This window comes from Elusimicrobiota bacterium, from assembly GCA_041660925.1.
Lineage (GTDB): Bacteria > Elusimicrobiota > Elusimicrobia > UBA1565 > UBA1565 > JBAZUV01.
The window spans coordinates 189,926-216,553 of the sequence record JBAZVI010000008.1; the positions used below are offsets into that span (position 1 = coordinate 189,926).

Here is a 26,628-nt window from a genome sequence, read left to right on the forward strand (position 1 = left end):
CTCACTCTCCTCCCTTTTCGACTTCTTCGAAAACGACCCGTCCGCCCAGCCGCCGGACGACCCTCATGCGGAAGGGCCCCTGCGGACGGTTCTCCCGCTTCCCGCCGACTTGCGGCGCCGGCGCCTCGCGCACGAGCCGGTAGCGGACGACCGTCCCGGCCAGGCCGCGCCGGATCTCCACGATCTCCACGCTCGCGGCGCGGCGGACGCGCGGAGCCGTCAGCGCGAGCACGACGTGCTCGCGAAAATCGACGTCGGGGACCTCGTCCTCCCCCGTCTGGCGCCAGACCCGGCGCCAGGTCTTCTCGTCCTCGACGACGAGCGTCCGCATGTCCTTGGCCGGCGCGACCGTGAAACCCCACCATTCCGAGCCGACGGGCACGGCCGGCCGAACGTCCGCCCGCGGCTCCTCGAGCGGCGCGAGGGAGTCCTCCACGGGTCCCGCGACGGCGGGGATCTCCTCGCCCGGTCCGGTGACGGAGACGGACGCCCTTCCTTCCCGCAGCGCGTCGCCGAGCCCGGAGAGCTCCTCGTCCGAGAGCTCCCCGTCCATCCCGACGAGCGAATAGTCCTCGAGGTCCGCGACGTCCTCGCGTCCGCGCAGGAGCCCGCGCAGGGCCTGCCAGACGTCCTCCGCGGTCGGCCCCTCGCGCTCGGCCTCCTCCGAGACCGCGGCGCGCTCCCCCTCCTCGGAAGGCGGAGCCCCCACCCCCGGCAGAGAGGAGACGGGCGGGATGAGGGAGGCGGAGGGCGGCGGAGCCCCGGGAGCCGGCCCGGTCAGAGAGACGTTGGCCTGGTCCTGGCGCAGCGCGTCGAGCAGAGCCGCGAGCTGGTCGGCCGTGAGGTCGCCGTCCATGCCGACGAGCGTGTAATCGTCGAGGATATCGACGATCCCGCGGTCGCGCAGAAGCTCGCGCACGGCCGCCCAGACCTGGTCGGGGGTCATCGGCCCCGTCGGCCCGAAGATCGTCCCGCCCGCGGTCCCCGTCGAGGCCGAGGGCGGCCGGGAGACCTGCAGGGTCTTGCAGTTGTTGGCGACCGTGTCGTCGAAGAGCTCCACGCAAGCGATGGCGAGGCTCTCGCCCTGGTCGACGGGCAGCGAGGCCGTGAAGTCGAAGGTCCGCTCGTCGCCCGGGCTGAGGCTGAGCGACACCGGCGAGCCCGCGGCGGGGAGGCCCCCGAGGCTGAAGCGCAGGGGCACGTTGGCCTCGCTCGTGTTCCCCTGGTCCTTGACGACGACGCGGAAGGGCAGGGCGCCCCCGACGGGGGGCCCGGAGATCTCGAGGGAGAGCACCGCGAGGTCCCGCGCCATCGCGGAGCTCTTGACGGAGAAGCTGTACGGGGAGGCGCTGGCGCCCGCGACGTTCCCGCTCGGGTCGAGCCCCTCCACCTTCCACCAGTAGACCTGTCCGGCCGCCAGACGCTGGCGGGCGTCGCTCGGGTTCTGCGGGTAGGTGAGGTAGTTCTCGGCCCCCGAGGTCTCCTGGCTGAAGAGCGCGTTGTAGAGCGAGGGGTTGTCGCCGACCGTGACCCGGTAGCGCGTCGACCCGCTCGCGACCCAGCGGAAGGTCAGCGGGCTGTCGGCGAGGTCCAACGCGCCGTTGGGCGGATAGATGAGCAGGATGTTGGGGGAGGAGACCGTGAAGTCGGCGGTCTGCTCGACGGTCGCGCCGTCGAGCGAGGCCTGCGCCAGCAGGCGGTAGACGCCGGGGCCGCCGTAGAAGCCGGCGATGGAGATGCCGGAGACCTGGCTCGCCGCGTTGCCCACGCTGCCGGGGACCGCGTTGCCGGCGTGCTCGAAGACCTGGGCTCCGGTCGGGGCGAGGACGGAGAAGCGGAAGACGATGCGGTTGGCGCTGGCCGCGCCGTTGTGGATCTTCACCTGGAAGGTGATGCGCTCGTTGTTCGAGAAGGAGGCGCGCGGGGAGCGGGAGGCGTCGAGCACCGCCACGCCCTGCGCCGTGAGCAGGCCGGCGCGCGCCGGGACCGCCCCGAGCACGACGAGGAGCAGGGCCGCGCGCATCATCGGACCACCGCCAGCTTCTTGATCACTTTCGCCTGTTGGCCGCCGGCTCCGCCCCGGACCTTCACCATGAACAGATAGACGCCCGACGCCACGTCCTCGCCCCGCCCGTTGCGCAGGTCCCAGTCCGCATGGTAGAGCCCCGGGGACGGGGAGGCCATCTCCGTGCCCGCGATCTCCCTCACCAGGTTCCCCGCGATGTCGAAGATCGCGACCTGCGCCTCCAGCGGCGAGAGCCCGCTCGTGAAGCGGACCGTCGTCGCGCTGCGCGCGGGGTTCGGGAACGCGAACACCGCCCCCTCGGGCAGCGGGTCGAAGAGGAAGCCCACCTCCTTCGTCTCCCCTTCTCCGACCTCGACGTCCATGACGTCCGTGTACTCGAGACCGTTGTACGCGCGCACCCCGTAGCGTCCGGGCAGCAGGTTCGAGATGGTCCAGCGCCCCGAGGGGCTCACCGGCACGCTCAACGCCTGGCGCCCGCGCGCATAGAGCTCGACGCGGCTGTCCGCGAAGGCGCCGGCGGCCGCGCGCGTCCCGAAGCCCGCCGGAGCCGCGGCCCCGACGCTCTGCAGGCTCCCCGTCAGCGTCGCCAGAGTGTAATTGATTTGCAGGACGAAATCGACGTTGACGGAACCCACCCCGATGCCGTCCTGCCAGACGGCGCTCGTCACGTCCCCCGCCGTCCAGGTCGCCTGGACGCGGTAGGTCCCCAGGCCGAGTCCGCTGAGAGCGTAGGTGCCGCTCCCGTCGGCGAGCGTGAAGGTCGTCGCCTGGAGCGTCCCGGCGGCGTCGAAGGCCTCGACGAGCACCGCGGTGATGCCTTCGCTGCTGACCTTCACGACGTGCCCCGTGAGGGTCGTCGTCGACTGCATGCCCGCGTAGGCCGTCGCCCCGTTGGAGAGCGCGGACCACTGCCCCGCGCTGTCGGCGATGAAGGCGCGCAGGTAATAGGTCACCCCGGGGCTCAGCGAGCCGATCGTCCGTCCCTGCCAGGAGCCGGGCTGCACCGCGGAGGTCGAGAAGGCGACCTGCGCGGCGGAGGTGCTGAAGGCGGCCGCCGCGTCGGTCGAGTAGTGGATGCGGTACTGGCCGAGCAGGATCGTGCGGACCGAGCCGTCGTCGCCCGGGGCCGTCCAGGTCAGCCGGAGCTCGCCCGGTCCGGTCCCCTCCAGGGCGCTGAGGTCGGTGATGGCCGCGGGCGGCGCGGGGTCGCTGAAGGTGAAGGTCGCTCCCTGGAGGTAGAAGTCGCCGGCGTTCGGCGGCGACGCGTTGTCGGAGGCGCGCGCGGAGACGTAGTAGCTGGTCCCGTGCGCGAGACTCGCCTGCAGAAGGTCCGAGGGCGTCAGCGACCAGGCCGTGCTCCCCGCCGGCACGCTCGAGACCGGCAGGGCCGACCAGGTCTCCGTGGCGAAGTTCCACCACAGGTTGTCCGTGTTGCGGCGCAGGCGGACCTCGACCGAGGAGATCCCCGAGTCCGTCGGCGCGGGGTCGGCCGCGGTGCCGGAGATCACCGGCAGGGAGTTCACGGTGGACCCGGAGACGGGGGCCTGCACGACGAGGGTCGGCGTGGACGCGTCGAAGACGAAGGCCGCCGTCGAATACGGCGTCGAGTAGTTGTCGAGGGTGCTCGAGGCGCGTGCGACGACCTGGTAGCTCTGGCCGTTGACGAGCGTCAGGCCGGGGGCGTAGGACCAGGAAGTCGTCCCCGAGGCGACGAACCAGACCGGCCCGCCCGCGAGGAAGCCGGCGCCGTTCCAGTACGAGCCGCCGGGCGGGTTGTTCTGGATGCTGACCTCCACGCCCTTGACGCCGCTCAGAGGCGCCGACGCCGTCCCGGAGACCGTCGTCAGCGCCGAGAGGTAGGCGGAAGCCGGCGCCGTGATGCGGACGGAAGGCCCGGCGGTGTCCTTGAGCACGTAGAAGGCGTCGACGACGGTCGTCGTCGAGCCGGCCGCGTCGATGGCCCGCACCGAGACGTAGTTCGTCGTCCCCGAGGCGAGGGCCGCGAAGTCCACCGGCCAGTCGGCCGTGAAGGACTTCAGACCGGCGGAGCCCGTGACGTCGGTCCAGGCGACCAGCGCGGCGTCCCCCGCCGCCGGCGCGAGGCTGACGCTGTACTGGAAGTGCGCGAGCCCGCCGCCGGAGTCCGCGGCGTCGACGTCGTAGACGGTCCCGCCGGCCGAGCGCAGCGCGGTGTCCCCGGATTGGTTATCGCTCACGACGGGCGTCGTCGTGTCCTTGAGGACGTAGAAGGCGTCGAGCAGGGTCGTCGCGTTCCCGAGCCCGTCTTCGACGCGCAGGGCGACGTAGTTCGTCGTCCCCTCGAGCATCGCGGTGAAGACCGCGGCGGGCAGCCCCCAGTCGGCGGCGTAGGTGTCGGAGCCGATGGCGACGACGACGTCGGTCCAGCCGAGGAGGTCGGTCCCGGCCCCCGCCGCCGTCGTCGAGGCCTTGGCCTGGAAGCGCGCGAGGCCCGAGCCGCCGAGGTCCGCGAAGTCGACGTCGTAGGTCCCGTTGTTGGCGCGCCGCCAGACCCCGTCGCCGCTCAGGTGCACGGAGATCGTCGGCGAGGAGTGGTCGACCGCCGCGTAGGGGTAGGCGCCCGCGACGCCGGCGGGCGCGAACCCGCCGGGCGCGACCGCGAGGGCGTAGCGGTAGTAGGTGGCGTTCGCACTCAGGCCCGTCTCCAGATAGGTCTTGACCGCGCCGACGCCCGGTGAGGCCGCGATCGACGCGGTGCCGGCCACGACGGTGTAGGGCCCGGTCGCGGCCGCCGCGCCGTAGAGCGCGAAGCCCAGCTCGTCGTTCGAGCCGTCCGTCCAGCTCCACTGCAGGGTCGTCGAGGAGACCGCCGTCCCGCTCATGGCGTAGGGCGCCTGGACCATGGAGCGCGCGCCGCCGATCGGAGCGCTCAGGCCCGCGCTCCAGAGCGCGGAGCGGACCTGCGCGGAGGCGCCGTCGGCGTAGACGAGCGTCACGGCGCCCGCCGCGTCGAGCGCGAGCGCGGACTCCGCGCCCTGCTCGCCGAAGCCGTCGACGGTCATCGTGCTCCAGGAGGTCCCGGTCCAGCGGGCGAGCTTGAGGTCGAGGACGGCCGGGTCGCGGTCCCCGTAGACGGCGACCGGCTTGCCGGTCCCGTCGAGCACGAGGCCGCCGACGCGCGCCTGCGGTCCGCCCTGGTCGACGAGCGCGGCGGGGTTCCAGCCCGACGCCGTGCGGCTCGAGTAGCGCAGGGCGCCGCTCGTCGAGTCGCCGTAGACGGCGTGCAGGACGCCCTCGCCGTCGACGGCGAGGGCCGTCGTGCTGCCGACGTCCACGCCCGTCCCGTCGACGAGCTCGTCGCTCCAGGCCGCGCCGGTCCACCAGGCATGGCGCAAGTCGCCGTTGCTCGCGTCGTAGTAGAGGATGTGAGGCAGCATGAGCCGGTCGAGCGCGAGCGCGCTCGCGCGGCCGACGTCGCCCGCGGAGGCGACGGCGCTCGTGCTCCAGGCCGTCCCATCCCATAGGCCGTACTTGAGGTCGCCGGCGGCGGCGTCGTAGTAGCTGATGTGCTCGCGGTCGGCGGCGTCGACGGCGATCCCGCCGGCGACGAGGTTCCCGTCCTCGACGGTCGCGGCCGACCAGACGCCGGACTTCGTCGCACGCTTGAGCTTCCCGGAGCCCGCGTCGCGGTAGAGGAGCGCGGGCCGCCCGTCGTTGTGCACCGCCAGCGACGGCGCGGCGGCCGCGACGCCCGGGTCCGGAGACTCGACGGCCGCCCAGAGCCCGCCGTTGCGCGCGAAGTAGCGCAGCTCGCGCGCCGCGCCGCCGATATGGGCCTCGTGCAGGATGCCGAAGCGGTCGGCGGCGAGCGAGACGGCCCCGCCCGCGCCGCCGACCGGGGCGTCGAGACCGGAGAAGGCGAAGGGTGAGACGAAGCCCGTCGCGAGCGCGGAGGCCGGCGAGAGGTTGCCCGCCGCGTCCTGCGTCCAGACGCGGACCCAGGCCTTGCTCGCGCTCGGCAGGCCTCCGAGGTAGGCCGAGGAGGAGGCGCCGGGCACGACGGGCCCCGTCGAAACGCTCGCCTGGGCGTTCCCCGTGCTCCAGGTCACCGCGGACGGGCTGCCCGTCGTCCACTGGACGTAGAAGCGGCTGCCCGCGAGGAGTGTCCCCGTCGTCCCGTCGTCGCCGGGGGCGGTCCAGGTCACGAGCACCGCGTCGGCGTTCCCGGCCGGAGCGACCGCCAGGCCGGTCGCCGCCGCGGGGGTCAGAGCGTCGGAGCGCGTGAGAGTGGAGACGGCCGCATCGAAGGCCGTCGGGAGCAGGTCGCCGTTGAAGGCGCGCACGCGGACGTAGAAGGTCGTCGCGCTCGCCAGGCCGGCGAAGGCCGCGCTCGTCGAATAGGTGACGCTCGTGCCTACGACGTTCGCGAAGGCCGTCAGCGTCGCGACCTGCACCTCGTAGCGCGTCGGGACCGGGTTGGCGCCGCCCGACCACTCGAAGGAGAAGCCGTCGGCGGCGACCGCCGTGAAGGTCGAGCCCGAGGGCGCCGCGGCGAGCGTCCAGGTCGAGCCGATGAAGCGGAAGGCGCCCTCCCGCCCCAGCCCGTCGCGGGACTGGACGCGGAAGCTGTTGGGCGCGTTCGGCGCCAGCGGGTCGAAGGCGTAGGAGAAGGCGGCGGCCCACGCCGAGGAGGTCAGCGTCCCGCCGAAGTCGGCGGAGCTCGCGCGCTGGACGCGGTAGGCGACTCCGCCGGGGTTGCCGCCCGCGGCCCACGCGACGGTCACCGAGCCGAGTTGGACGTCCGTGAAGGCGGGCGTCGTCAGAGCCGGGGGCGCCGAATAGGTCCGCGTCGAGCCCAGCGGGAGCACCGAGGTCGGCGTTCCGTCCGCGCTGAGCGCGCGCACCTGGAGGTAGTAGATGCGGTCCGGCGTCAGGCCCGTGAACTCGCGCGCGACGCCGGGGCGGTAGCCGGTGGAGCCGTAGTCCACCGTGAAGCCGGCGTCCTGGGCGCGCTCGAGCTGATAGAGCGTCCCGGTGAACGAGGAGACGAGCACCGTCGAGAGCGCGCCGCCGCCCGCGTCGCCGCCCGCCGCGTAGACGCGCTCGCCGGCGAGCGCCGCGGCGGCCATGTAGCGCGCCCCGCTCAGGGGACCGGCGTCGCGCCAGGCGCCTACCGTGCCGTCCGTGGAGACCGCCGCGCTGTAGACCTCGGCGCGCGGGGAGGCCCCGTCGTGGCCGCCGAGAAGGTAGAGCCGTCCGCTCGTGGCGGCGAAGGCGGCGCGCGTGCGCGGGGCGGGCAGCGGGGTCCGGACGCTCCAAGCGGCCGGAGCGCCCGCGGAAAGGTCGCCGCGCCAGAGCGTGTCCTCGACGCCCGCGCCGGTTCCGCCGGCGACGAAGAGCGCGGCGCTGGAGACGGCCATGCCGTGCCCGCTGCGCGCCGCCGGCAAGGCGGCCGCGCTCTGCCAGAGCCCGAGCGAGCCGTCGCCGCGCGCGTCGGCGTACCAGACGGTGCTCTGGGCCGCGATGCCGTTGTCGCCGCCGCTCACGAAGACCCGGCCGCCGTACGCCGCCGCCGCGTGGCGGTAGCGGGCGGCCGGCAGCGGCGTCGTCTCGCTCCAGGCGCCGAGCGAGCCGTCCGCAAGGATGGGCGCCTGATAAACGTTCGCGCGCACCGTGCCGTCCGTCCCGCCGAAGGCGAAGAGCTTCCCTCCCGAGACGGCCAGCGCGAGGCCTTCGCGGGCGGCGGGCAGGGAGGAAGCGGCCGTCCAAGCCCCGACCGTACCGTCCGGCGCGAGGACGGCGTACCAGACCGTGGAGCGCGGAGTACCGTCGCTCCCGCCGGCGGCATAGAGGCGCCCGCCGGAGTGGACGAGCGCGAGGCCGCTGCGCGAGGCCGGCAGCGGCGTCCCGGCGGACCAGGCGCCGAAGACCTCGCCGCCGCCGTTGCCGCTGTCGTCCCAGCCCGCGCGCAGGGAGAAGGCGCCGACCTCCTCGAAGGCCCCGCCCGAGGGCGGCGAGACGCGCGTCACCGTCGAGCCGACGAGCAGGGGAGCGGAGAGGACCCCCGCGCCGTTGCGCGCGAGGACGCGGAAGTAGAAGGTGGTGTTCCCTCCGAGACCGGCGACGTCCGTGCTCACGGCCGGTCCCCAGCCGGAGGCGGACCAGATCCCGCCGAAGGTCGCGTCGGTGGAGGCCTGGGCGATGAACTCCGTGCCGGGCGGATTGCCGCCCGAGGTCCACTGCAGGGTGACCGAGCTGATCCCCACGGCGCTGTAGGTCGAGACGGCGGTCCCGGGCGCGGCGGCGAGCGTCCAGGTCGAGCCCAGCGTCGTGAACGGCGTCTCATGAAGGGACGCGTTGCGGGCCTTCGCGCGGACGTAGTAGAGCGAGTTCGTCGAGAGTTGGACGAAGCCGGTCGTCAGCGCGACGCTCCAGCCGCTGTCGGGGAGCTCGAAACCTGCCGAGAAGCCGGAGTCCGAGGAGACCTGGACGAGGTACTCGGTCCCCGCCGGGTTGCCTCCCGACGCCCAGCCGACCGTCATCGAGCTCACTCCGGGGGCCGCGCAGGAAGAGCAGCCCGCCGGGAAGAGCGGGAGCTCCGCGTAGGTGAGGGTGGAGCCGAGGGCGGCGAAGGCGCTGGGGACCCCGTTATGGTTGTACGCGGTCATGAAGAGGTAGTAGGTCGTGTTGGGCACGAGTCCGCCGGGCGTGGCGTGGGCCGGGACGGAGACCGGCGCGGTCGACAGGGTCCGCGTGAGGGCGAAGGCGTTCGGCCAGGCGTTCTCCGTGCTCAGCGCGAGAAGGAAGCGGGTCCCGACCGGGTCGCCGCCGGCGGTCCACTCCACCGTCATGGAGCTCTTCCAGACCTCCGGGAAGCCCGCGCCTGCGGGCTGATCGGCGAGCGTGGAGGTCCCGGTCACGACGAGGTTGTTCGAGGGCACACCGCCGTGGTTGAGCGCGCGCAGGCGCACGTAGTAGGTCGTGTTGACGAGCAGGCCCGAGAAGCTCGCCGCCGGCCCCGCCGCGGGCGCCGTCGAGAGGGTCACGAGCTCCGGTGCCGCCGTCGCGCTGAAGTCGGGCGCCGTGGAGGCCTGCAGCTCGTAGGTCGTGCTCGCGAGCAGGTTCCCGTTCGGGCTCCACAGCACGCTCAGGCCGGTCGTCGCCAGACCCGCGTACGAGGCGCCCGTCGGCTCCGCGGCCTGAGAGGAGGTCGAGCCCAGCGCCTGATACGCGGTCGCCGCGCCGTCCCGCCCGAAGGTCCTCGCGTGGAGGTAGTAGGTCGTGTTCGGTGACAGCGGGGTGAAGACCGCGGACGGCGCGCCCTGCGGCCGCGTGCTCACGAGGACGTTCCCGCCGTCCGACGCCGTGAACAGCGCGCTCGTCGAGAGGACCGCGTCGTAGCGGGTGCCCGGACCGTTCCCGTTGGCCGACCAGGACGCCGTCATCGAGGAGGCCCCGATGAGCGAGAACGCCGGGACCATGCCGGTCGGAGCGGTCGAGAAGGTCACGGTCGTGCCGGCGGCGATATAGGCGGTCGGGGTCCCGGCCCGATTGAGGGCGGAGACATAGAGGTACCAGGTCGTGTCGGCGAGGAGGCCGTCGAAGGGTGCGGCGGGCGCCCCGTAGCTGTCGGTGGTCACGACGACGTTCCAGGCCGCGCCCTCGCTGTAGCTCGCGGCCGTGCTGAGCACGGCGCGGTAGCGGGTGCCGGCGACGTTCCCTCCATCGCCCCAGATGCCGACCACCGAGGAGGTCGAGCGGTCGCTGAAGGCGTCGCCGACCGCGGCGGCCGGGTCGTTGACGAGGGTGACGGTGTCGCCGAGCGTCACGAAGCCGGTGGGCACGCCGGAATGGCTGAAGGCGCGCACGTGCAGGTAGTAGGTCGTGTTGGGCGAGAGCGGGGAGAAGCCGGCGGAGGGCGCTCCCTCGGGCCGGGTCGAGACCGGGACGTTGGTCGGGTCGACGGCCGAGTAGGCCGCGCTCTGCGAGACGACGGCCTCGTAGAGCGTCCCCGCGCCGTTGCCGTTGGCCGACCAGTGTCCGCTCAGCGAGGTCTTCTGCACCGCGCTGAAGGTCGAGACGGCCGTCGCGGGGTCGGCGGCGAGCGTCGTCGTCGAGCCCAGCGGCACGTAGCCGCTCGAGACCCCCGCGCGATTGAGAGCGGTGCCCCAGAGATAGTAGGTCGTGTTCGCCTGCAGCCCGCTGAAGCTCGCCGAGGGGAAGGCATAGAGCGGAGCCGTCGAAAGGACGCGGTTGTCGAAGGCGTTGGGGAAGACCGGGGAAGAGGTCATCACCACGGTGTAGGTCGTGAACGCCTGCGGGTTGCCGTTGGCGCTCCAGGTCACGGTGACGGAGTCGAGCGCCACCGCGAGGAAGGTCGGCGCGAAGGGCTGAGGCGGATAGGCGAGCGTGGCGGCCGAGCCGAGGAAGACCTCGTCGGTGGGGACCCCGCCGTGGTCGCGGGCCCGCACGCGCAGGTGGTAGGTCGTGTTCGCGGCGAGGTCGCCGGCGGAAGCCGCCGGACCGGCCGTCGGGACGGTGTCGAAGCCGAGCTGATAAGGCAGGCCGCCCGCGCTGAAGTCGGCGGCGGTCGAGAGCGTCACCGTGTAGGTCGTGACGGCAAGCGGGTTCCCGTTCGCGGACCAGAGGAGGTTCAGGGTGTCGGTGGAGACCCCCGTGAAGGTCTGCGCGCCGAGCGCCGGGTCGGCGGCGAGCGTCGAGGTGCTCCCCCCCGCGAGCGAAGCCGTGCGCACGCCGTTGAAGTTCACGGCGGTGAGCGAGACGAAGTAGGTCGTGTTGGGGACCAGGCCGGCGAAGCTGGCGCCCGGCCAGACGGGGACGGTGTCGAGGGAGAGCTGATACGGGGCCCCGCCCGCGCTGTAATCCGGAGCGGTCGAGAGGACCACCGTGAAGGTGGTGGCTGCGAGCGGGTTGCCGTTCGCGCTCCAGCGCACGGTCGTCGAGGAGCTGCCGAGGTCCTTGAAGGTCGGCGGCAGGAGTCCCGGCGTCCGCGCCAGGGTGGCGGTCGAGGTGAAGACGAGGATCGCCGATGCGACGCCGCCGTGATTGATGGCGCGCAGTCGGAGGTAGTAGGTCGTGTTCACGAACAGGCCGGAGAAGCTCGCGGCCGGACCGGCGAGCGGGACGGTGTCCAGGTCGAGCTGGTAGGGCGCGCCCGAGCCCGAGCTGAAGTCCGCGGCGGTGGACGCCTGCAGCTGATAGGTCGTCTGGCCCAGCAGGTTCCCGTTCGCGGACCATGAGGCCGTCAGGGCGTCGGACTCGACGGCGCTCCAGGAGGCGGCGGTCGGATCGGCGGCCAGCGTCCAAGTGGAGCCCAGCGCCTGATAGGCCGTCGGCGTCCCGTCCCGCGCGAGCGTCCGCACGTACAGGTAGTAGGTCGTGTTCGGATCGAGCCCGGCAAAGATGTCGGAAGGCGGCGACTGCGGTGCCGTGCTCCTAAAGACGTTCTTCGGGTCCGTCGCCGAGAACGGCGCGCTCGTCGAAAGGACGGCTTCGTAGCGGGTCCCCGGCCCGTTCCCGTTGGCCGACCAGGACGCCGTCATCGAGGAGGCCCCGATAAGCGAGAACGCCGGGACCATGCCGGTCGGAGCGGTCGAGAAGGTCACGGTCGTGCCGGCGGCGATATAGGCGGTCGGGGTCCCGGCCCGATTGAGGGCGGAGACATAGAGGTACCAGGTCGTGTCGGCGAGGAGGCCGTCGAAGGGTGCGGCGGGCGCCCCGTAGCTGTCGGTGGTCACGACGACGTTCCAGGCCGCGCCCTCGCTGTAGCTCGCAGCCGTGCTGAGCACGGCGCGGTAGCGGGTGCCGGCGCCGTTGCCGCCGTCGCCCCAATAGCCGACCACCGAGGAGGTCGAACGGTCGCTGAAGGCGTCGCCGACCGCGACGACCGGGTCGTTGACGAGGGTGACGGTGGCGCCGAGCGTGACGAAAGCGGTGGGAACGGCATTGTGGCTCACGGCGCGCACATGGAGATAGTAGGTCGTGTTCGGGGAAAGCGGCGAGAAGTCGGCGGAGGGCGCGCCCTCGGGCCGGGTCGAGACGGGGACGTTGGTCGGGTCGACGGCCGAGTAGGCCGCGCTCTGCGAGACGACGGCCTCGTAAAGCGTCCCCGCGCCGTTGCCGTTGGCCGACCAGTGTCCGCTCAGCGAGGTCTTCTGCACCGCGCTGAAGGTCGAGACGGCCGTCGCGGGGTCGGCGGCGAGCGTCGTCGTCGAGCCCAGCGCGACGTAGCCGCTCGCGAGGCCCGCGCGATTGAGCGCCGTGCCCCAGAGATAGTAGGTCGTGTTCGCCTGCAGAGCGCCGAGCGTCGCGGCGGGGAAGGCGTAGAGCGGCGCCGTCGAGAGCACGCGGTTGTCGAAGGCGTTGGGGAAGACCGGGGAAGAGGTCATCACCACGGTGTAGGTCGTGAACGCCTGCGGGTTGCCGTTGGCGCTCCAGGTCACGGTGACGGAGTCGAGTCCCACGCCGAGGAAGGTCGGCGCGAAGGGCTGGGGCGGATAGGCGAGCGTCGCGACGGAGCCGAGGAAGACCTCGTCGGTGGGGACCCCGCCGTGGTCGCGGGCCCGCACGCGCAGGTGGTAGGTCGTGTTCGCGGCGAGGCCGCCGGCGGAAGCCGCCGGACCGGCCGTCGGGACGGTGTCGAAGCCGAGCTGATAAGGCAGGCCGCCCGCGCTGAAGTCGGCGGCGGTCGAGAGCGTCACCGTGTAGGTCGTCACGGCGAGCGGGTTCCCGTTCGCGGACCAGAGGAGGCCGAGCGTATCGGTCGAGATCCCCGTGAAGGTCTGCGCGCCGAGCACCGGGTCGGCGGCGAGCGTGCTCGTGCTGGGGCCGGAGAGCGTCGGACTGCGCAGGCCGTTGTGATTCAGCGCCGTGACGGAGAAGTAATACGTCGTGTTCGGCACCAGCCCGGAGAAGGAGGCGGTCTGGTCCCAATACGCGGGGACCGTGTCGAAGCGGACCTGGTACGGCGCGGACGGAGCGCTGAAGTCGGGCGCGGTGGAGAGCGTCACCGTATAGGTCGTCCGCGCGATGGGATTCCCGTTGGTGCCCCAGTGGATCGTCGAGGAGGAGCTGCCCAGGACCGGGAAGTCGGGCGCGAACGAGGCCGGGAGCTGGGCCAGGGTCGCCGTGGCAGGGAAGAGGAGGTCGGCGGACGGGATCCCGCCGTGGTTGAACGCCCGCAGCCGCGCGTAATAGGTCGTGTTCGAGGACAGCCCGGACAGCGTCGCCGCCGCCCCGCCCGTCGGCAGCGTGGAGATATCGGTCTGGTTGGGGGTAAAATCCTGCCCGGTGAAATCCGGCGCCGTGGAACACTGCAGATAATAGCTGGTCTTGCCCAGAAGATTGCCGTTCACGTTCCAAACGAAAGTCAGCGCGGTCGCCTGCGCCTCCCCGTACGCGGGGGCGGAAGGGTCCGCGGCCAAAGTCGAGGTCGAACCCAGCGACTGGTACGCCGTCGTCGAGCCGTCGCGCGCGAAGGTCCGCACATGGAGGTACCAGGTCGTATTCGGGGAGAGCGGCGTGAATTCCGCCGAGGGCGCCCCTTCGGGCCGCGTGCTCACGGAGACGTTCCCGGCGTCCGTGACGGTGAAGAGCGCGCTCGATGAAAGGACGGCGTCGTAGCGGGTGCCCGGCCCGCTGCCGTTGGCCGACCAGGACGCCGTCATCGAAGAGGCCCCGACGAGCGAGAACGGCGGGACGACGCCGGTCGGAGCGGTCGAGAAGGTCACGGTCGTACCGGCGGCGAGATAAGGAGTCGGCGTGCCGGCCCGGTTGAGGGCGGAGACGTAGAGGTACCAGGTCGTGTCGGCGAAGAGGCCGTTGAAGGGCGCCGCGGGCGTGCCGTAGCAGTCCGTGGTCGTCACCACGTTCCAGGCCGCGCCCTCGCTGTAGCTCGCGGCGGTGCTGAGCACGGCGCGGTAGCGGGTCCCGGCGCTGTTGCCGTTGGCGCCCCAGTAGCCCACGACCGAGGCCGTGGAGCGGCCGCTGAAGGCGTCCCCGACCGCGACGACCGGATCGTTGACGAGCGTGACGGTGGCGCCCAGCGCGGTGAAGGGCGTCGAGCTGCCGTTGTGTCCGATGGCCTGCACGTAGAGGAAGTAGGTCGTGTTCGCGTCGAGCCCGGTATAGTCGGCCTGGGGAGCGCCTTCCGGCCGCGTCGTCACCCAAACGTTGGCGGCGTCGAGCGTCCAGAAGACCGCACTCGTCGCCAGCACCGCATCGTAGCGGGTGCCGCCCGGGTTGCCGTCCGCCGACCACTGCGCCGTCAGGAACGTGGTCCCGAGGGCCGAGAAGGTCGAGGCGGCGCTCGCCGGCGCCCTCGCGCCGGTGGCGGTCGCGATCGTGACGGTGTAGGGGCCCTCCCCGACCAGGTTCCACGCGATGGCCCTCATGTGGAAGGTCGTATTGGCCGAGAGGTTGGCGAAAGCCGCATAGTTCGCCGCCGTATAGGAGGATTGGATCGTCCCGGAGAAGTCGGAGACGGTCGACAGCTCCAGGCGATAGCCGAGGACGGGGTGCGTGGAGTTCGTGAGGAAACTCCAGACGCCCGCCGCGGTACCCGTTCCGACCCCGGCCGCGGCGAACACGGGAGGAGCGGAAGGCACGCTCGTGTCCACGAGCACCTCGTAGGCCGCGGTCGAGACGTTGCCGGCGTAGTCGGCCACGCTCACGGCCAGCAGGTTCGTGCGGACGCCGGGGGCGGTCGTCGTGACGAAGGGCACGCTGCTGACCAGCAGGGTCTGAGGGGTCCGGTCCGTGTTCGAGCCGCTCAGCGCGACGCTCGAGGCCTCGACCGGCCTCCAGGTCGCGCCCGCATCCGTCGAGTACGCCACGGAGTAGGCCTTCCCGCGCGCGTGCGCGGCGAGGGTGTCGCTCTGGTATTGCGCGAGGACCTCCGCCGTGGAGAGGGCGGTCCCGTAGACGCGGAGCTCATCGACGCTGCCGTCGAGCGGCCAATAGGTCCCGTCCGGATAGCTCTGCCGTCCGACCGTCAGCGGATACGTGCCGACGTCCGACGTGTTCAACGCCTTCGCGGCGCTCACGTCCAGAACGCCGTCGACGTACAGGCGGAGTTCCGCCCCGTCGTAGACCGCCGCGACATGATGCCAGGACCCGTCGGCGATGACCGCGTTGCCCGCGAGATCCGCGGTATTGTAGCCGACGAAGTAGAGCCTGCCGCCTCCGAGCACGCCGGATTCCACGTTGAACGCCAGGCCCGTTCCGACGCCGCCGTAGCCGAAGTACGCCATCCTCGTGCCGGGGAGGGCGCCGTTCGAGCGAACCCAGGCGGAGACCGTCCGGGGGCTGGCGCCCTGAGGCATGAAAGCCGAGTCGGGGACGCTCGCGTAGCTGCCGTCGACCCCGCTGAAACTGAGCGCGCGGCCGCGCCGGCCATCCACCCGAGATGCGCTGTTCAGCCGCGCGGTCCTGGTCCCCGTGGAAGCATCCAAGGCGTCCTGGCCGGAATCCTCGTCGAAGTGCCATTGTCCTCGAAGCCCCTGGGGCAAGCCGGTCGAGGTGAAGAGGCCCGCGTCGGGATCCTGAGCCGTCACCCGCAGGGAGACGACCGTCGAGGACATGTAGACGCCGCTGGCGACGCCGCTCCAGACCCCGCTCCCCGCGTCGGTGCTGACCTGCGGCAGCGACAAGAGCGGCGCGGCCGTGTCGACGACGACCGTAAAGGCCGGCGAAGCCGAGGCCTGCCACCAGACGGTCGTAGCGAAGGGCAGAGTGACGGTCGTGACGTGGAAGCCGCCGAAGGTCTTGGAGTCTTCGTGGACGCCGACGAAGCCGGCGTCCTCGGAGAGCCGATAGCGCCGCAGGCCCGCGCCGTACGAGAGGAAGACGGGGGTGTTCGTGCTCACCCAGGCTCCGTCCGCGGGCGCGACGGCCGTACCCGGATACGACCGCGAGGCCTCCGCGGTGTTCCCGTAGGAGCCCAGGTTCACGAAGCCGCCGTTGGCTCCCGTTTCCGCCGAATGATCCGCGCCGGGAGCGCCCGCATCGATGCTCGGAGACTGCTGGGCGTCCAGGAAGTCGAAGCCCGTCGTAGCCGGGTTGTAGCGTCCGTTCAGCGACTTCGGGTGGAAGTCGTAGCCGGGGTCGGCCCAGAGCGGATCGGCGAGGATGGAGTCGAGGTCCTGCCCCGAGACCGCCTGCCAGGCGCCGGGGAGTGCGACGTGAGCACCGTTCCATTCCGCGTTGTTCACCCCGTTCGCGCTGTAGAAGAGGTTGTGGTTCGAGCGGAAGCCGGGCATGCTGTCCACAGAGACGACGAGCGTCCAGGTCGAGCCGCTGGGAGGGGCGAACTCGCTCAACTCGCCGTAAAAGATGTTGTGGCGGACTTCGACGTTCGGGGAGGTCTCCGACACCACCAGGAGCGCGGCGCTCGAGAGCAGCGTCCCGGTCGAATAGAAGTCGTTGTACTCGATGACGCCGCCTGGAGACTGGGAAAGGAAGAGCGCCGCGAACGTACCGTCGGCGAGCATCATCCCGGGGTTCGAGACGCGGTTGTGCGCGATGAGCAGGTTCGCCGCCGCCTGGGCGAAGATGCCCTCCGTCTCGCCCGAAGCGCCGCTCGTCCCCGAGGCGCGCAGGAGCACGTCGTTGCCCCAGACGACCGCGCCGGAGGCGCCGTGCAGGCAGAGGCCGCAGGTCTTTTCGCCGTTGACGATGCGGGGGTAGACGACGTTCGAGCTGATGAAGACGGACGCGCCGGCCGCCGGCGTCGCGACGTAGACCCCCATCTCCGCCGCGGAGGTGACGACGTTGCCGAACAGAGAGAGCAGTCCTCCCCCTCCTTCCCCGATGAAGACCCCGGCCCCCTGCGCTCCTCCCGTAAAGGTGTTCGTCCCCAGGTAGAGGCCGCTGCCGCCGCCCAGCATGTGAAGCGCCGAGCCGGCGTTCGTCAGAGCCGTCAGCGTGCTGCCCGTGACGACGGTCCCGCTCGATGCCAGGACGAAGACGGCCGTCGAACCGCGGATGGCGGAGGCATCGATGGACGCCGAGGACGCCTGGACGACGACCCCGCGCCCGATGGTGTTCGAGATATAGGAGCGCGAGACGGTGTTGGATGAGGCGCCGTTGATCCACAGCGCCGCCGTACCTGCGCCGACGATCGTCAGAGTGCTCTGCGTCAACAGGTTATCCTCGGCCCCGGTGCTGAAATGCACCGCCGGAGCGCCGGTGTTGTAGATGAAGTCGTCGGTGATCAGATTGAAGCGGGCCTTCGGCGAGGGGCCGTCGATGGAAAGGGCCGGCTGGCCTCCGGCCGCCGTGAGCGTGCTGAAGCTGATGGTGCTGTGGCTCGCATTGTAGAGCCAGAGGGCATATCCGCCGCCGGTCGCGGAGATATAGCTCTGCGTCACGAAGGTGTAGTCGCTCCCGTTGACGATCTCGACGCAGCGGCTGTTCCCCCCTCCGCCCGCGGTGACGGTGCTCTGCGCGAGCGTGTTCCCGAACCCTGAGAGGGTCACGCCGTCTCCGAGCGGGTTGTAGAGGAAGTCGCCGGTGAAGCTGTTGTAGCTCGCCCCGACGAGGCGCAGAGCGTCCGTCCCGAAGAGGTTCCCTCTCATCGAGGTCTCGTCGATCCGATTATAGGTCGCGGGGTTGTCGAGGGAGACGGCTCCCCCGCCCATGTTGGTCAGCGAGCTTCGGACGACGACGTTCGAGACCGCCGAATGCAGGTAGAGCGCATAGGAGCCCGCGGAGAGGTTCGTCACGGTGCTGTAGGAGACCGTGCTCCCGACGCCCGTGACGTAGACGCCGTGCGTGTCCTGCACCGCGATGCTCGAATGCGAGAGCGAGGTCCAACTGCTGACGCGGATGCCCGCCGTGTAGACCAGGCCGCCCGCGTCGAGCACGCTGACGCTGCTGAGCACGAGCTGGGACGAGGAGGCGAGGATGCCGTAGGGCATGGCGCTCGTCGGAAGGATCTGGAGCCCGGAGATGGACACGCTCGCGTTCTGAACGATGAAGGCCGCCGTCGAAAGCGGGAGCGGACTCACGACGGGCGCCGAACTCGTGAAAGACGGGTCGCCGAATATGCGGAGGAAGTAGTCGTTGTTCGTGATGTCGCGCAGCCACATCGTCTCGGAGTACTTCCCCGCGTCGCGCAGGACCACGCAGGCGTCGCCCCCGCTGAAGGAGGTCGGAAGCAGGCCGAGGCCGGCGTTGATGCCCACGGCATCGCCGCAGCCGTTCTGAACGACGTTCTTGGTCTGGGCGGCCGAGCAGCCGGCGGGGACCGCCCAGGTCGGGCAGTAGGTCTTCGAGGCCTGGGCGGTGCGGCCGTAGGAGCCCAGATTCGCGCGCAGGCCGTTTGAGGCCGGCTCGAGTCCGAGACCCAGGTCGACGAGGACGCCGTCGACTGGGTCGCCCGCGTCGATGAGCGGCGAGGCGAGGGCGTCGGTCCGGTCGAAGACCCCGGTCGCGGGGTTGAAGCGTCCGTTCGACGCCTGGCTTCGCGGATGGAAGTCCTCGACGCCCGCTCCGGGATCGGCCCAGAGCGGGTGCGCCGAGATGGAGTGCGCGTCCATGCCGGTGAGGCCCTTCCAGCCCGCCAGGTCCGTCGTCGCGCCGCCGCCCCACTCGAAGGTCGTCAAGCTGTTCGAGGAGAAGAAGTCGTTGTAGTCGGACTGGAAGCCGCTCTGGCTCGCGGCGTCGACGAAGAGCGTCGCCGAGCTCATCGTCACCGTCCAGGAGCTCGAGAAGACGTTGTTCCGAAGGAGGAGCCCCGTCGAACCGGCCTCCGCGCCGACCAGGCAGGCCTGGAGGAGACCGGTGCCGGTCGAATGGAAATCGTTGTAGGCCGCCAGGACGTCGTCGGCGTCCGAGAGCCAGAGCGCGGCGTAGGAGCCGCCCGTCAGCAGGCCCGGGTTCGAGACGCGGTTGTGGTCGATGACGAGCTTCGCGGCGGTCTTGGCCATGATGCCCATCGCGGAGAAGGCCCCGAGGTCGCCGCCCTGGCGCAGGACGACCGCGTTGTTCTGGACCGTCGCGCCGGTCGCCAGCCCGTCGAGGAGTATGCCGATGGTGTCGCGGGCGTTGTCGGCGTTCACGAGCACCGTGTTGGAGGCGATGAAGACGAAGGGACCTGCGATCTGCGTCGTGACTTCGATGCCGAAGCGCGCCCCCGAAACCGTGTTGCTCGTGAGCTGGAGGACGCCGGTATTCCCTGCGCCGACATAGAGTCCCTCGGCCTGCGGGAGGCCGATGATGCGGTTGCCGCCGACGTCGGTGGTCCCGTTGTTCCCCTGGAGGACGACGGCGCGGGCCTGGGCGCCGGGCCCCGGGAAACCGCTGCCGCCGGTCCCGGAGTAGACGGTGTTCGCCGTGAACGCGAGCGTCGTGTTGGCCAGGGTGTACAGGCCGTCGCCGCCGGAGCCGCCCGTGTTGAAACCGCTGGTGCCGCCCGCGGCGCCGACCAGGATGCTCCGCGCGACGAGGCTCGCGGTATTGGAGCCCAGCTGGGCGCCTTTGCCGCCGACCCCGGGAGTGCAGCCGCCGGAGCCGCCGGTCCCGCCCGTCATCGTACTGACGAGCACGGTGAGCGAGGAGCCGTTCATCGCATAGAGGCCGGTGCCGCCGGCTCCGCCGTTGCCGCCGTTGCCGCCGCAACCCGCGGTGCCGGGGCCGCCGACCCCGCCGGTCAGCACGCCGCCGAGCACCGTGGCCGTCGAGATCATGGTGAGGCGCACGCCGTGTCCGGCATTGCCGGCGCCGTTGCCGGGCGCGTTGGTGTTGTTTCCCCCCGCGCCGCCGGTCGCGCTGCTCCCGATGAACTCGAAGCCGTCGCTCGTGTCGCCGATGTCGCCGGCGTCGGCGCCGTAGCCGCCGCCCGTGCCGCCGCTGTCGCCGCCCGCCCCGCCGACCAGCGCGCTCCGCAGCACCCGGGTCCCCCGGCTGCTCGTCTCCGCGCGCAGGGCGCTGCCGCCGAAGCCGCCGCCGAAGCCCCCGGGCTGGCTGCCGCCGGGGCCGCCCCGCAGGACGCTCCGCTCGATCGTGTTCGAGGAAGAGCCCATGAGATAGAGCCCCTTCCCGCCCGACCCGGTGTTCGCGCCGTCCGCGCCGTCGCCGCCCGCCGCTTGGATGCGGTCCAGGGAAGAGTATCCGCCGCCCGAGAAGACGAGACCGCTGCCGCCCGGCCCCGACACGCCGGTCCCGTGCCCGCCGATGAAGACGCTCTCCTGGAAGGTGTTCGATGAGCCGTTGGAGACGAAGAGGCCGCTGCCGCCGTCGCTCGCGGCGAAGGTGCTCCGGCGCACCCGGTTGAGGTCGGACCCGACGATGAACAGCGCGCCGTTCCCCGCGGAGTTGCTGGCGAAGAGGAGGTCGAAATCGTTGTTCTGCGCGCCATACACGTAGAGGGCGTAGCCGGCGCCGTAAGCCTGCGCGGTGCTCGCGTAGACGGCGGTGCCGGAGCTCCCGCGCAGCGCGAGCGCGGCGGCGTTCTGCGCCGAGACGCTGGAATACGACAGCGTGCTCCAGCTCGAGAGCTGCAGGCTCGCGGTGCCCACCCGGCTCTCGGGGTCCTCGATGGTCACGCTGCTCACGTGCACGTAGGCCGAGGAGGCGAGCACGGCGTACTGCTGCGGGAAGGCGCGGAGGATGATGTGCAGGTTCTCGAGCGAGACGCTGGAGTTGGCGATCTCGAAGCCGGCGTAGTCGGTCGGAGTGTCGTTGGGCTGAAGGACCGGGCGTCCTTTCCCGGCGGCCGTCAGGCCGATGAAGCGGATGAGCTGGGAGTTCGTGAAGCCGCGCACGTCGACGTGCTCGATATAGGGTCCTTCGTCGCGGATGACGATGCAGGCCGAAGTGCTCAGTACAGCGGGCAGCGTCGCCAGCGCCCCGCTGATGCTCGTGTAGGCGTTGAAGCCGTCGAGACGGACGTTGCGGGTCTCGCCGCAGCCGGGCGGCGGGACGCTCGTCGTGTCCACCATGACGGTGTAGGTCCGCGTCGCGACGTTGCCCGCGTAGTCGGCGGCGAAGAAGGAGACGAGGTTCGCCGCCGAGGAGGGGCCCGAGGAACTCGTCAGCGTCATGCTCGAGACCGTCAGGTACTGCATCGTCCGGTCGGCGTCGATGCCGCTCAGCGTCACCTGCGCGGTCGAGGCGCGCACCCAGGTCTCGCCGCCGTTGGTCGAGTACATCACGCGATAGGGGGCCGTCCCCTCCAGGGCGTTATAAGGACTCGACAGGAAATCCTGCTGGATCTCCGTGGAGGAGCGGGCGAGGCTGAAGACGCGCACCTCGTCGAGACTGCCGTAGAACTTCTGGAACGTCTCCGGCGAGCTGCCGATACCCAGGCCGGAGCCCGCCGAGAGGACGTTGCTGCCAGTGAAGGTGCCACGATAGGTGCCGTCGACGTAGACGTGGACGTTCGTGTTCTTGCGGACGGCCGCAAGATGGTGCCAGGATCCGTCGTTGAGCGGCGTCCCAAGCTCGGCGGCGGTGAGGACGTTCAACCCCCCCGCATCGGAATAATAGAGCGAGCCGGAGGGATAGCCCGTCGGATTGATGCCGAACCTGAACCCCTGGGAACCGCCTACGACGTAGTTGCTGAGCACGGCCATATCGTTGAGCCCGTAGAACGACTGGGCCCAGGCCTCGAGGGTGAAATCGGCGTGCAGGTCGAGCTGCGGTCGAGGCGGCACATACATGGGGACGCCGGGAAACGGCATCGGCCAGAAGCTGGAGGCGTTCCCGAATCGGCCGGGTACGCGCGCAAGTCCCGGCATGAGCTGGGCGTGAAAGCCGTTGGTGGAGGAGTCGTAGGCGTAAGGCCCCGAGGACTCGTCAAGGTGCCAGAGCCCCACGAGCCCCGTCGGGTAGCCGGTCGTGACGCGCAGGCCGGCCTCGAGGTCGCGGATCTCGACGCGCAGGGAGACCGTCGTCGTCGGCATGTAGGTATCGGTGCTGTAGCTCTTCCAAGTCCCATTGACGGGATCGGTGCCGAGCTGGGCCGCGAACATGGCGGGGCTGTCGACGTCGACGACGAAGGAGCGCCCGCTCATCCCCGAGATGCGCCACCAATAGGTCGTGAGGCTCGCGAGCGACATCGGTGCGGAGAAGCGCTCGGAATCCGTCACCGTGTCGAAGAAGATGCCGCTGAAGGCGGCGTCGATGGAATACTGATAGCGGTAGGGCGGCTGGCCGGAGACGAGCAGCGCCGGGGTCCGGGTGCTCACATAGGTCCCATCCTCCGGTCCGACCACCGTCTCGGGCACCGAGTAGGAAGCTTCATAGGTTCCCCCGTACGAGCCGGCGTTGGGGAGCAGCCCGTTGGGGTAGGGTTCCGCCGTGTAGGAGTCGGTCGGGGCTCCCCGGTCGACGGCGGGCGAATCGATCGCGTCGTTGACCCAGCCGAGGGCCGGGTCGTAGCGTCCGAAGGAGGAGCGCAGGTGGAAGTCCCCCGTCCCGACGTCCTTCCAGAGCGGGTCCCCCTGGTAGGAGTGGCGGTCGAACGCGGTGCCGTCGCGCCAGAGGTCCAGCGAATTGTAAACGGGTCCGTTGAAGATGAACTTGCTCTGGCCGTTCGGGTTGAAGAAGTGGTTGTAGTCGGAGGCGAAGCCCGGGGAAGCCCCGACGCCGACATCGTAGAGATAGTTCGCGGCTGCCGTCATGTTGAACGAGAAGATGTTGCCGCGAACGCGGATACCGCTCGAAAGACCGCCCGCCCGGAAACCATAGCACCAGGACGCCGCGCCCGTGCTGTGGATGTCGTTGTAGAGCACGTCGTTGTTCGGCGAGTCCTGGAAGTCCATCGCGACGTAGAAGGGATTCGCGTTCGTCCGCCCGGGGTTCGAGATCCGGTTGTTCCGGACGAGCAGGTACTGCGAACCCACGGCCTCGAGCCCGCGGATGTAGAACGCCGTGTCGGTCAGACGCGAGAGGAAGACGTCGTTGTTGTGGACGGTCGCTCCCGTGACCAGGCCGGCGAAGCGGAGGCCGGCGGTGTCCCCGAGCGTGCTGCTGCTGAGCTCGACGGCGTTCGAGGAGATCCAGACCTGGGCGCCGGCGCTCTGCCCCTGCCCGGAGATGCCGTAGCGCGCGCCGAACGGGAAGACGCTGCTCGAGACGCTCAGGATCCCGTCGTTGTTGAAGCCGAGATTGACTCCGGAGCCGCTCTCGATGCCGCCGCGCAGGGTGCAGGAGGAGACGGTGAACGCGACGTTCCCGGAGCCCAGGCCGATGCCGTCGCCGGAGCCGCTCGTCGCGGCGAAGGTGCTCCCCGCGGCGGTGAAATTCGGATGGTTCCAGATGTAGGCGCCGGTCGAGCCCTGGATGTAGCTGTCGGCCACGACCGTCCCCGAGGAGCCGACCAGGACGAGGCCTCCCAGCGTCCCCCACGCCGCCGCCGCCAAGGTGCTGCGGGAGACGACGTTGCCGACTCCGGGCGCGTTGATCCGCAGCGCGGGCCCGTTGGAGTTGTAGACGAAGCTGTCGCCGATCGTGTTGGAGGAGCCGGAGAGGATGAAGGCCCCCATGTTGTCGCTCGCGGCGGCCGAACTGAGCAGGATCGAGTTGGAATCCGAGGTCCCGTCCATCTGGACGGCCGTCCCGGAGATGTTCTCGAGACGGCAGCGGCTCAGCAGGTTGTCGCTCGAGGCGGAGACATAGACGGCCGCGCTCCCGACGGCGCTGTTGGCGACGGTGCTCCTGAGGATGGTGTTCCTGTCGCTGGTGGTGAAGAGGACCGCGGAGGCGCCGAGCGCTCTCAGGACGCTGTTCTGCACCGTGTTCGAGCTCACGCTGGTGAAGCTCATCGCGACGCCCGAGCCCGTGGGCTGCGGCCGCCAGACCTGGTCGAAGAGGTTGTTGTACGACCCGGCGCCGAGCGAGATGCCGTCGCCGGCGGCGGCGAAGTTGCGGATGAGCGTCCGCGTGACCGTACAGGACGAGGCGCCCGCCAGGGCGAGCGCGGGGGCGGCGGCGGAAGCGGCGAACGTGCTGCCGAAGATCGTCGTCATGTGCGCCCCGGCCCCGAGGAAGAGCGCGGCGCTGTTCGGGCTGACGACCAGCGAGGAGGAGACCGTGTTCGTGCCGCTGTCGATCCGGAAAGCCGGATTGGCCGAGGGGGAGGTGATCGTGCTCCCCACGACCTGGTTGCTCACCGCGGAGTCGTAGAGCCGGGCCCCATAACCGTTCACGCTCTCCAGATACGACTCGCTGATCACGTTCCCGCTGCTGGCGATGGCTCCCCCCCACACCTTGAGCCCGCTGTAGCCCGCGAACGCGGCGAGGCTCGTCGCCGTGCTGCGCTGCACCGAGTTGAAGCTGCCGGTGATGCTGACGGCGTCGCCGTTCGAGTTGCCCGCGAAGCTCTCCGAGAGGGTGTTGTAGCCCCCGCCGAGATAGACGGCGGCGAACGTGTTGTCGTAGTTCGTGACCGTACTGAAGCTGATGGTATTGGTGCTGCCGACGACGTAGATCCCCGAGCCCGAGGGATGCGTGAACGAGCTCCGGGTCACGAAGTTGTCGTCGCCGCTGAGATGGAGCGCATAGGTGACGTTCTGCGCGGTGACCGTCGTGTACGAGATCGTGTTGTAGGCGCTCCCGTTGATCGAGGCGCCGTTGCCGACGATGCTCTGCGTCACGGTATTGGTCGACGAAGCGATGATCTCGAGGGAAGGCCCCCCGCTCGTGATCGTACTCCGGTCGATGAGGTTGAAGCGGGAGCTGTTCTCGATGCGGACGCCTTTCGCCGAGGCGCCGACGTTCAGGTTCCGAATCATCGTCCAGGCGAACGTCCCCGACGAGCTGCCGTTGAGCCAGAGCGGGAACTGACCGCCGGTGTTGCTGTTGTTCGTCGCCGTGCTGTGCGCCATCATGACCGTCGAACTCTCCGCCAGATAGAAGGCGTTCGCGCCCATCATATCGGAGCTCGAGTAGGCGATCGTCGTCCAGCCGGTGCTGGCGATCTTGACGCCGGAGTCGTAGATCAGCTGAGAGTGCACCGCGACGCTGCTCAGGGTCACGTACGCCGAGGAGATGTGGATGCCGAACGGGATCCCCGCGCCGTTGTCGGAGACGTCGATCTGACGGAGGGTCACGCTCGCGTTGCGGATGGTGAACGCGGCCCCGAGTCCGCCGCCTGGAGCGCGCACCGCGGTGCGCGCGGCGCCCCCCATCGCGGGGTCGGCGGCGATGATGATGCGGTTGCCGTCGGTGTTGATGCCCTCGATGAGGACCTGCTCGGTGTACTGCCGCGTCGGGGTCACGTCGATGTAGATGCAGTAGTCGCCTCCGGCGAACGACGGGCCGATGCCGTTGACAGCGGCCTGGATGGTCCCGACGGTGACATAGACCGTGCTGACGCAGGTCGCGGCGTGGGCGGCCTCATAGCCGCGCGCGAGCGCGAGGACGAGCAGGAGGGCCGCGCCGAGGAGCCTCCTCACGGGGCCACCCCCGAAGGCGTGGGAGACGCGGGAGGAAGGGGCAGCGTCCGCCCCCACGCACCCCCCGTATCCTCTTGCCGGAGGGCGGGGGCGGGCGTGAAGGCGGGGAGAGAGGGCGACGCAGGGACGTCCGTCTTCGCGCCCAGCCCGTTGCCCCCTGCGGGATCGGAAGAACGGCGCCCTCCGGGGACGGCGGCCCCTTGGCCGCCGAACTTCACGCTCAGTGAGAAGCGGTGGGCGCTGCCCAGCTCGCCGTAGGGCAGGATGGCGTAGTCCATGTTCCAGAGCTTCGAGCGGAAGCCCGCGCCCATGAACATGCCGTAGAACTCGGCCATGCCCGAAGCGCTGCTCCCCAGGGCCCGGCCGAGGACGGCGCTCCGCTGGGCTCCGGAGGCGCTGCGGTAGCCGGCGCGAAGGGCGAAGGGCCCGAAGCCGAGGTATTCGAGGCCGACGCGGACGGCGGGGTCGTTGTCGCGCGGCAGGTCGAGCTGGAAGCACAGGGCGTGCGGGAAGCTCTTCGTCATGCCGAAGGCCGCACCGAGGCGCCAGGTCAGCGGCAGGGGGTCGCTGCGCTCGATGAAGCGCACGCTCGTGCCCAGGTTGGACATCCCGACGCCGAAGGTCACCGGCCAGTTCTCGAGGCGGTGCAGCGCGCCGAGGTCCGCCGCGTAGGCCGAGGCCGAGTGCTCGCCGATGGTCTCGCGGATGACCTTCACGGTGGCGCCGACGCCGGTGGGCCCGAAGCGGTGGCCGAAGCTGAAGCCCACGGCCAGGTCGGAGGCCCCGAAGCTGCCCTCCGGCGCGGCGGTCTCGGTCGTGCGCCGCTCGATGCCGTCGAGGGTGAGGTGGGTGACGCTCACGCCGTAGGGCCGGCGCAGGAAGCCGGCCTGCGACATCCGGATGTCCTGGATGTGCAGGGCGTGGGAGAAGAGCATCTCGTAGGGCTTGGACCCCGCCGCCCCGGAACCCGCGGAGGGGAAGGCCAGGCCGGCGGGGTTGTAGTGCACCGCGGAGACGTCGTCGGCAAGGGCCACGAAGGCCTCGCCCATGGCCATCGGTCGCGCTCCGAAACCGAGGGTCAGGAAGGTCGCGGCCGAGGTCCCCGGTCCGGCCGCGCGGGCGGCCGGGACGAGGACGAGCAGGAGCAGGAGGGTCCGGAGGAACTGCGGATACGGCATGGGGGAGGCCGCACTCGGCGCTCCA

Annotated in this window: 3 protein-coding genes; all 3 read right to left on the minus strand. The window is 70.8% G+C overall.

All coding sequences use genetic code 11. The annotated features are described in order from the left end of the window. Position 1: 1 nt before the first annotated feature. Genes WC969_12295 through WC969_12305 form a run of 3 tightly spaced genes read right to left on the minus strand, consistent with a single transcriptional unit; the run spans position 2 to position 26,603 of the window. Complete coding sequence (locus WC969_12295; GenBank protein ID MFA6030628.1) at positions 2–2,026, minus strand: hypothetical protein; 2,025 nt, start codon at positions 2,024–2,026, stop codon at positions 2–4. Beyond that, a complete protein-coding gene (locus WC969_12300) occupies positions 2,023–25,425 on the minus strand; it encodes a right-handed parallel beta-helix repeat-containing protein (protein MFA6030629.1) in 23,403 nt (7,800 codons plus the stop codon). Before WC969_12300 ends, WC969_12295 begins: the two co-directional genes overlap by 4 nt. Next, a complete protein-coding gene (locus WC969_12305) occupies positions 25,422–26,603 on the minus strand; it encodes a PorV/PorQ family protein (GenBank protein ID MFA6030630.1) in 1,182 nt (393 codons plus the stop codon). The genes WC969_12300 and WC969_12305 overlap by 4 nt, the downstream gene beginning before the upstream one ends. Positions 26,604–26,628 lie beyond the last annotated feature (25 nt).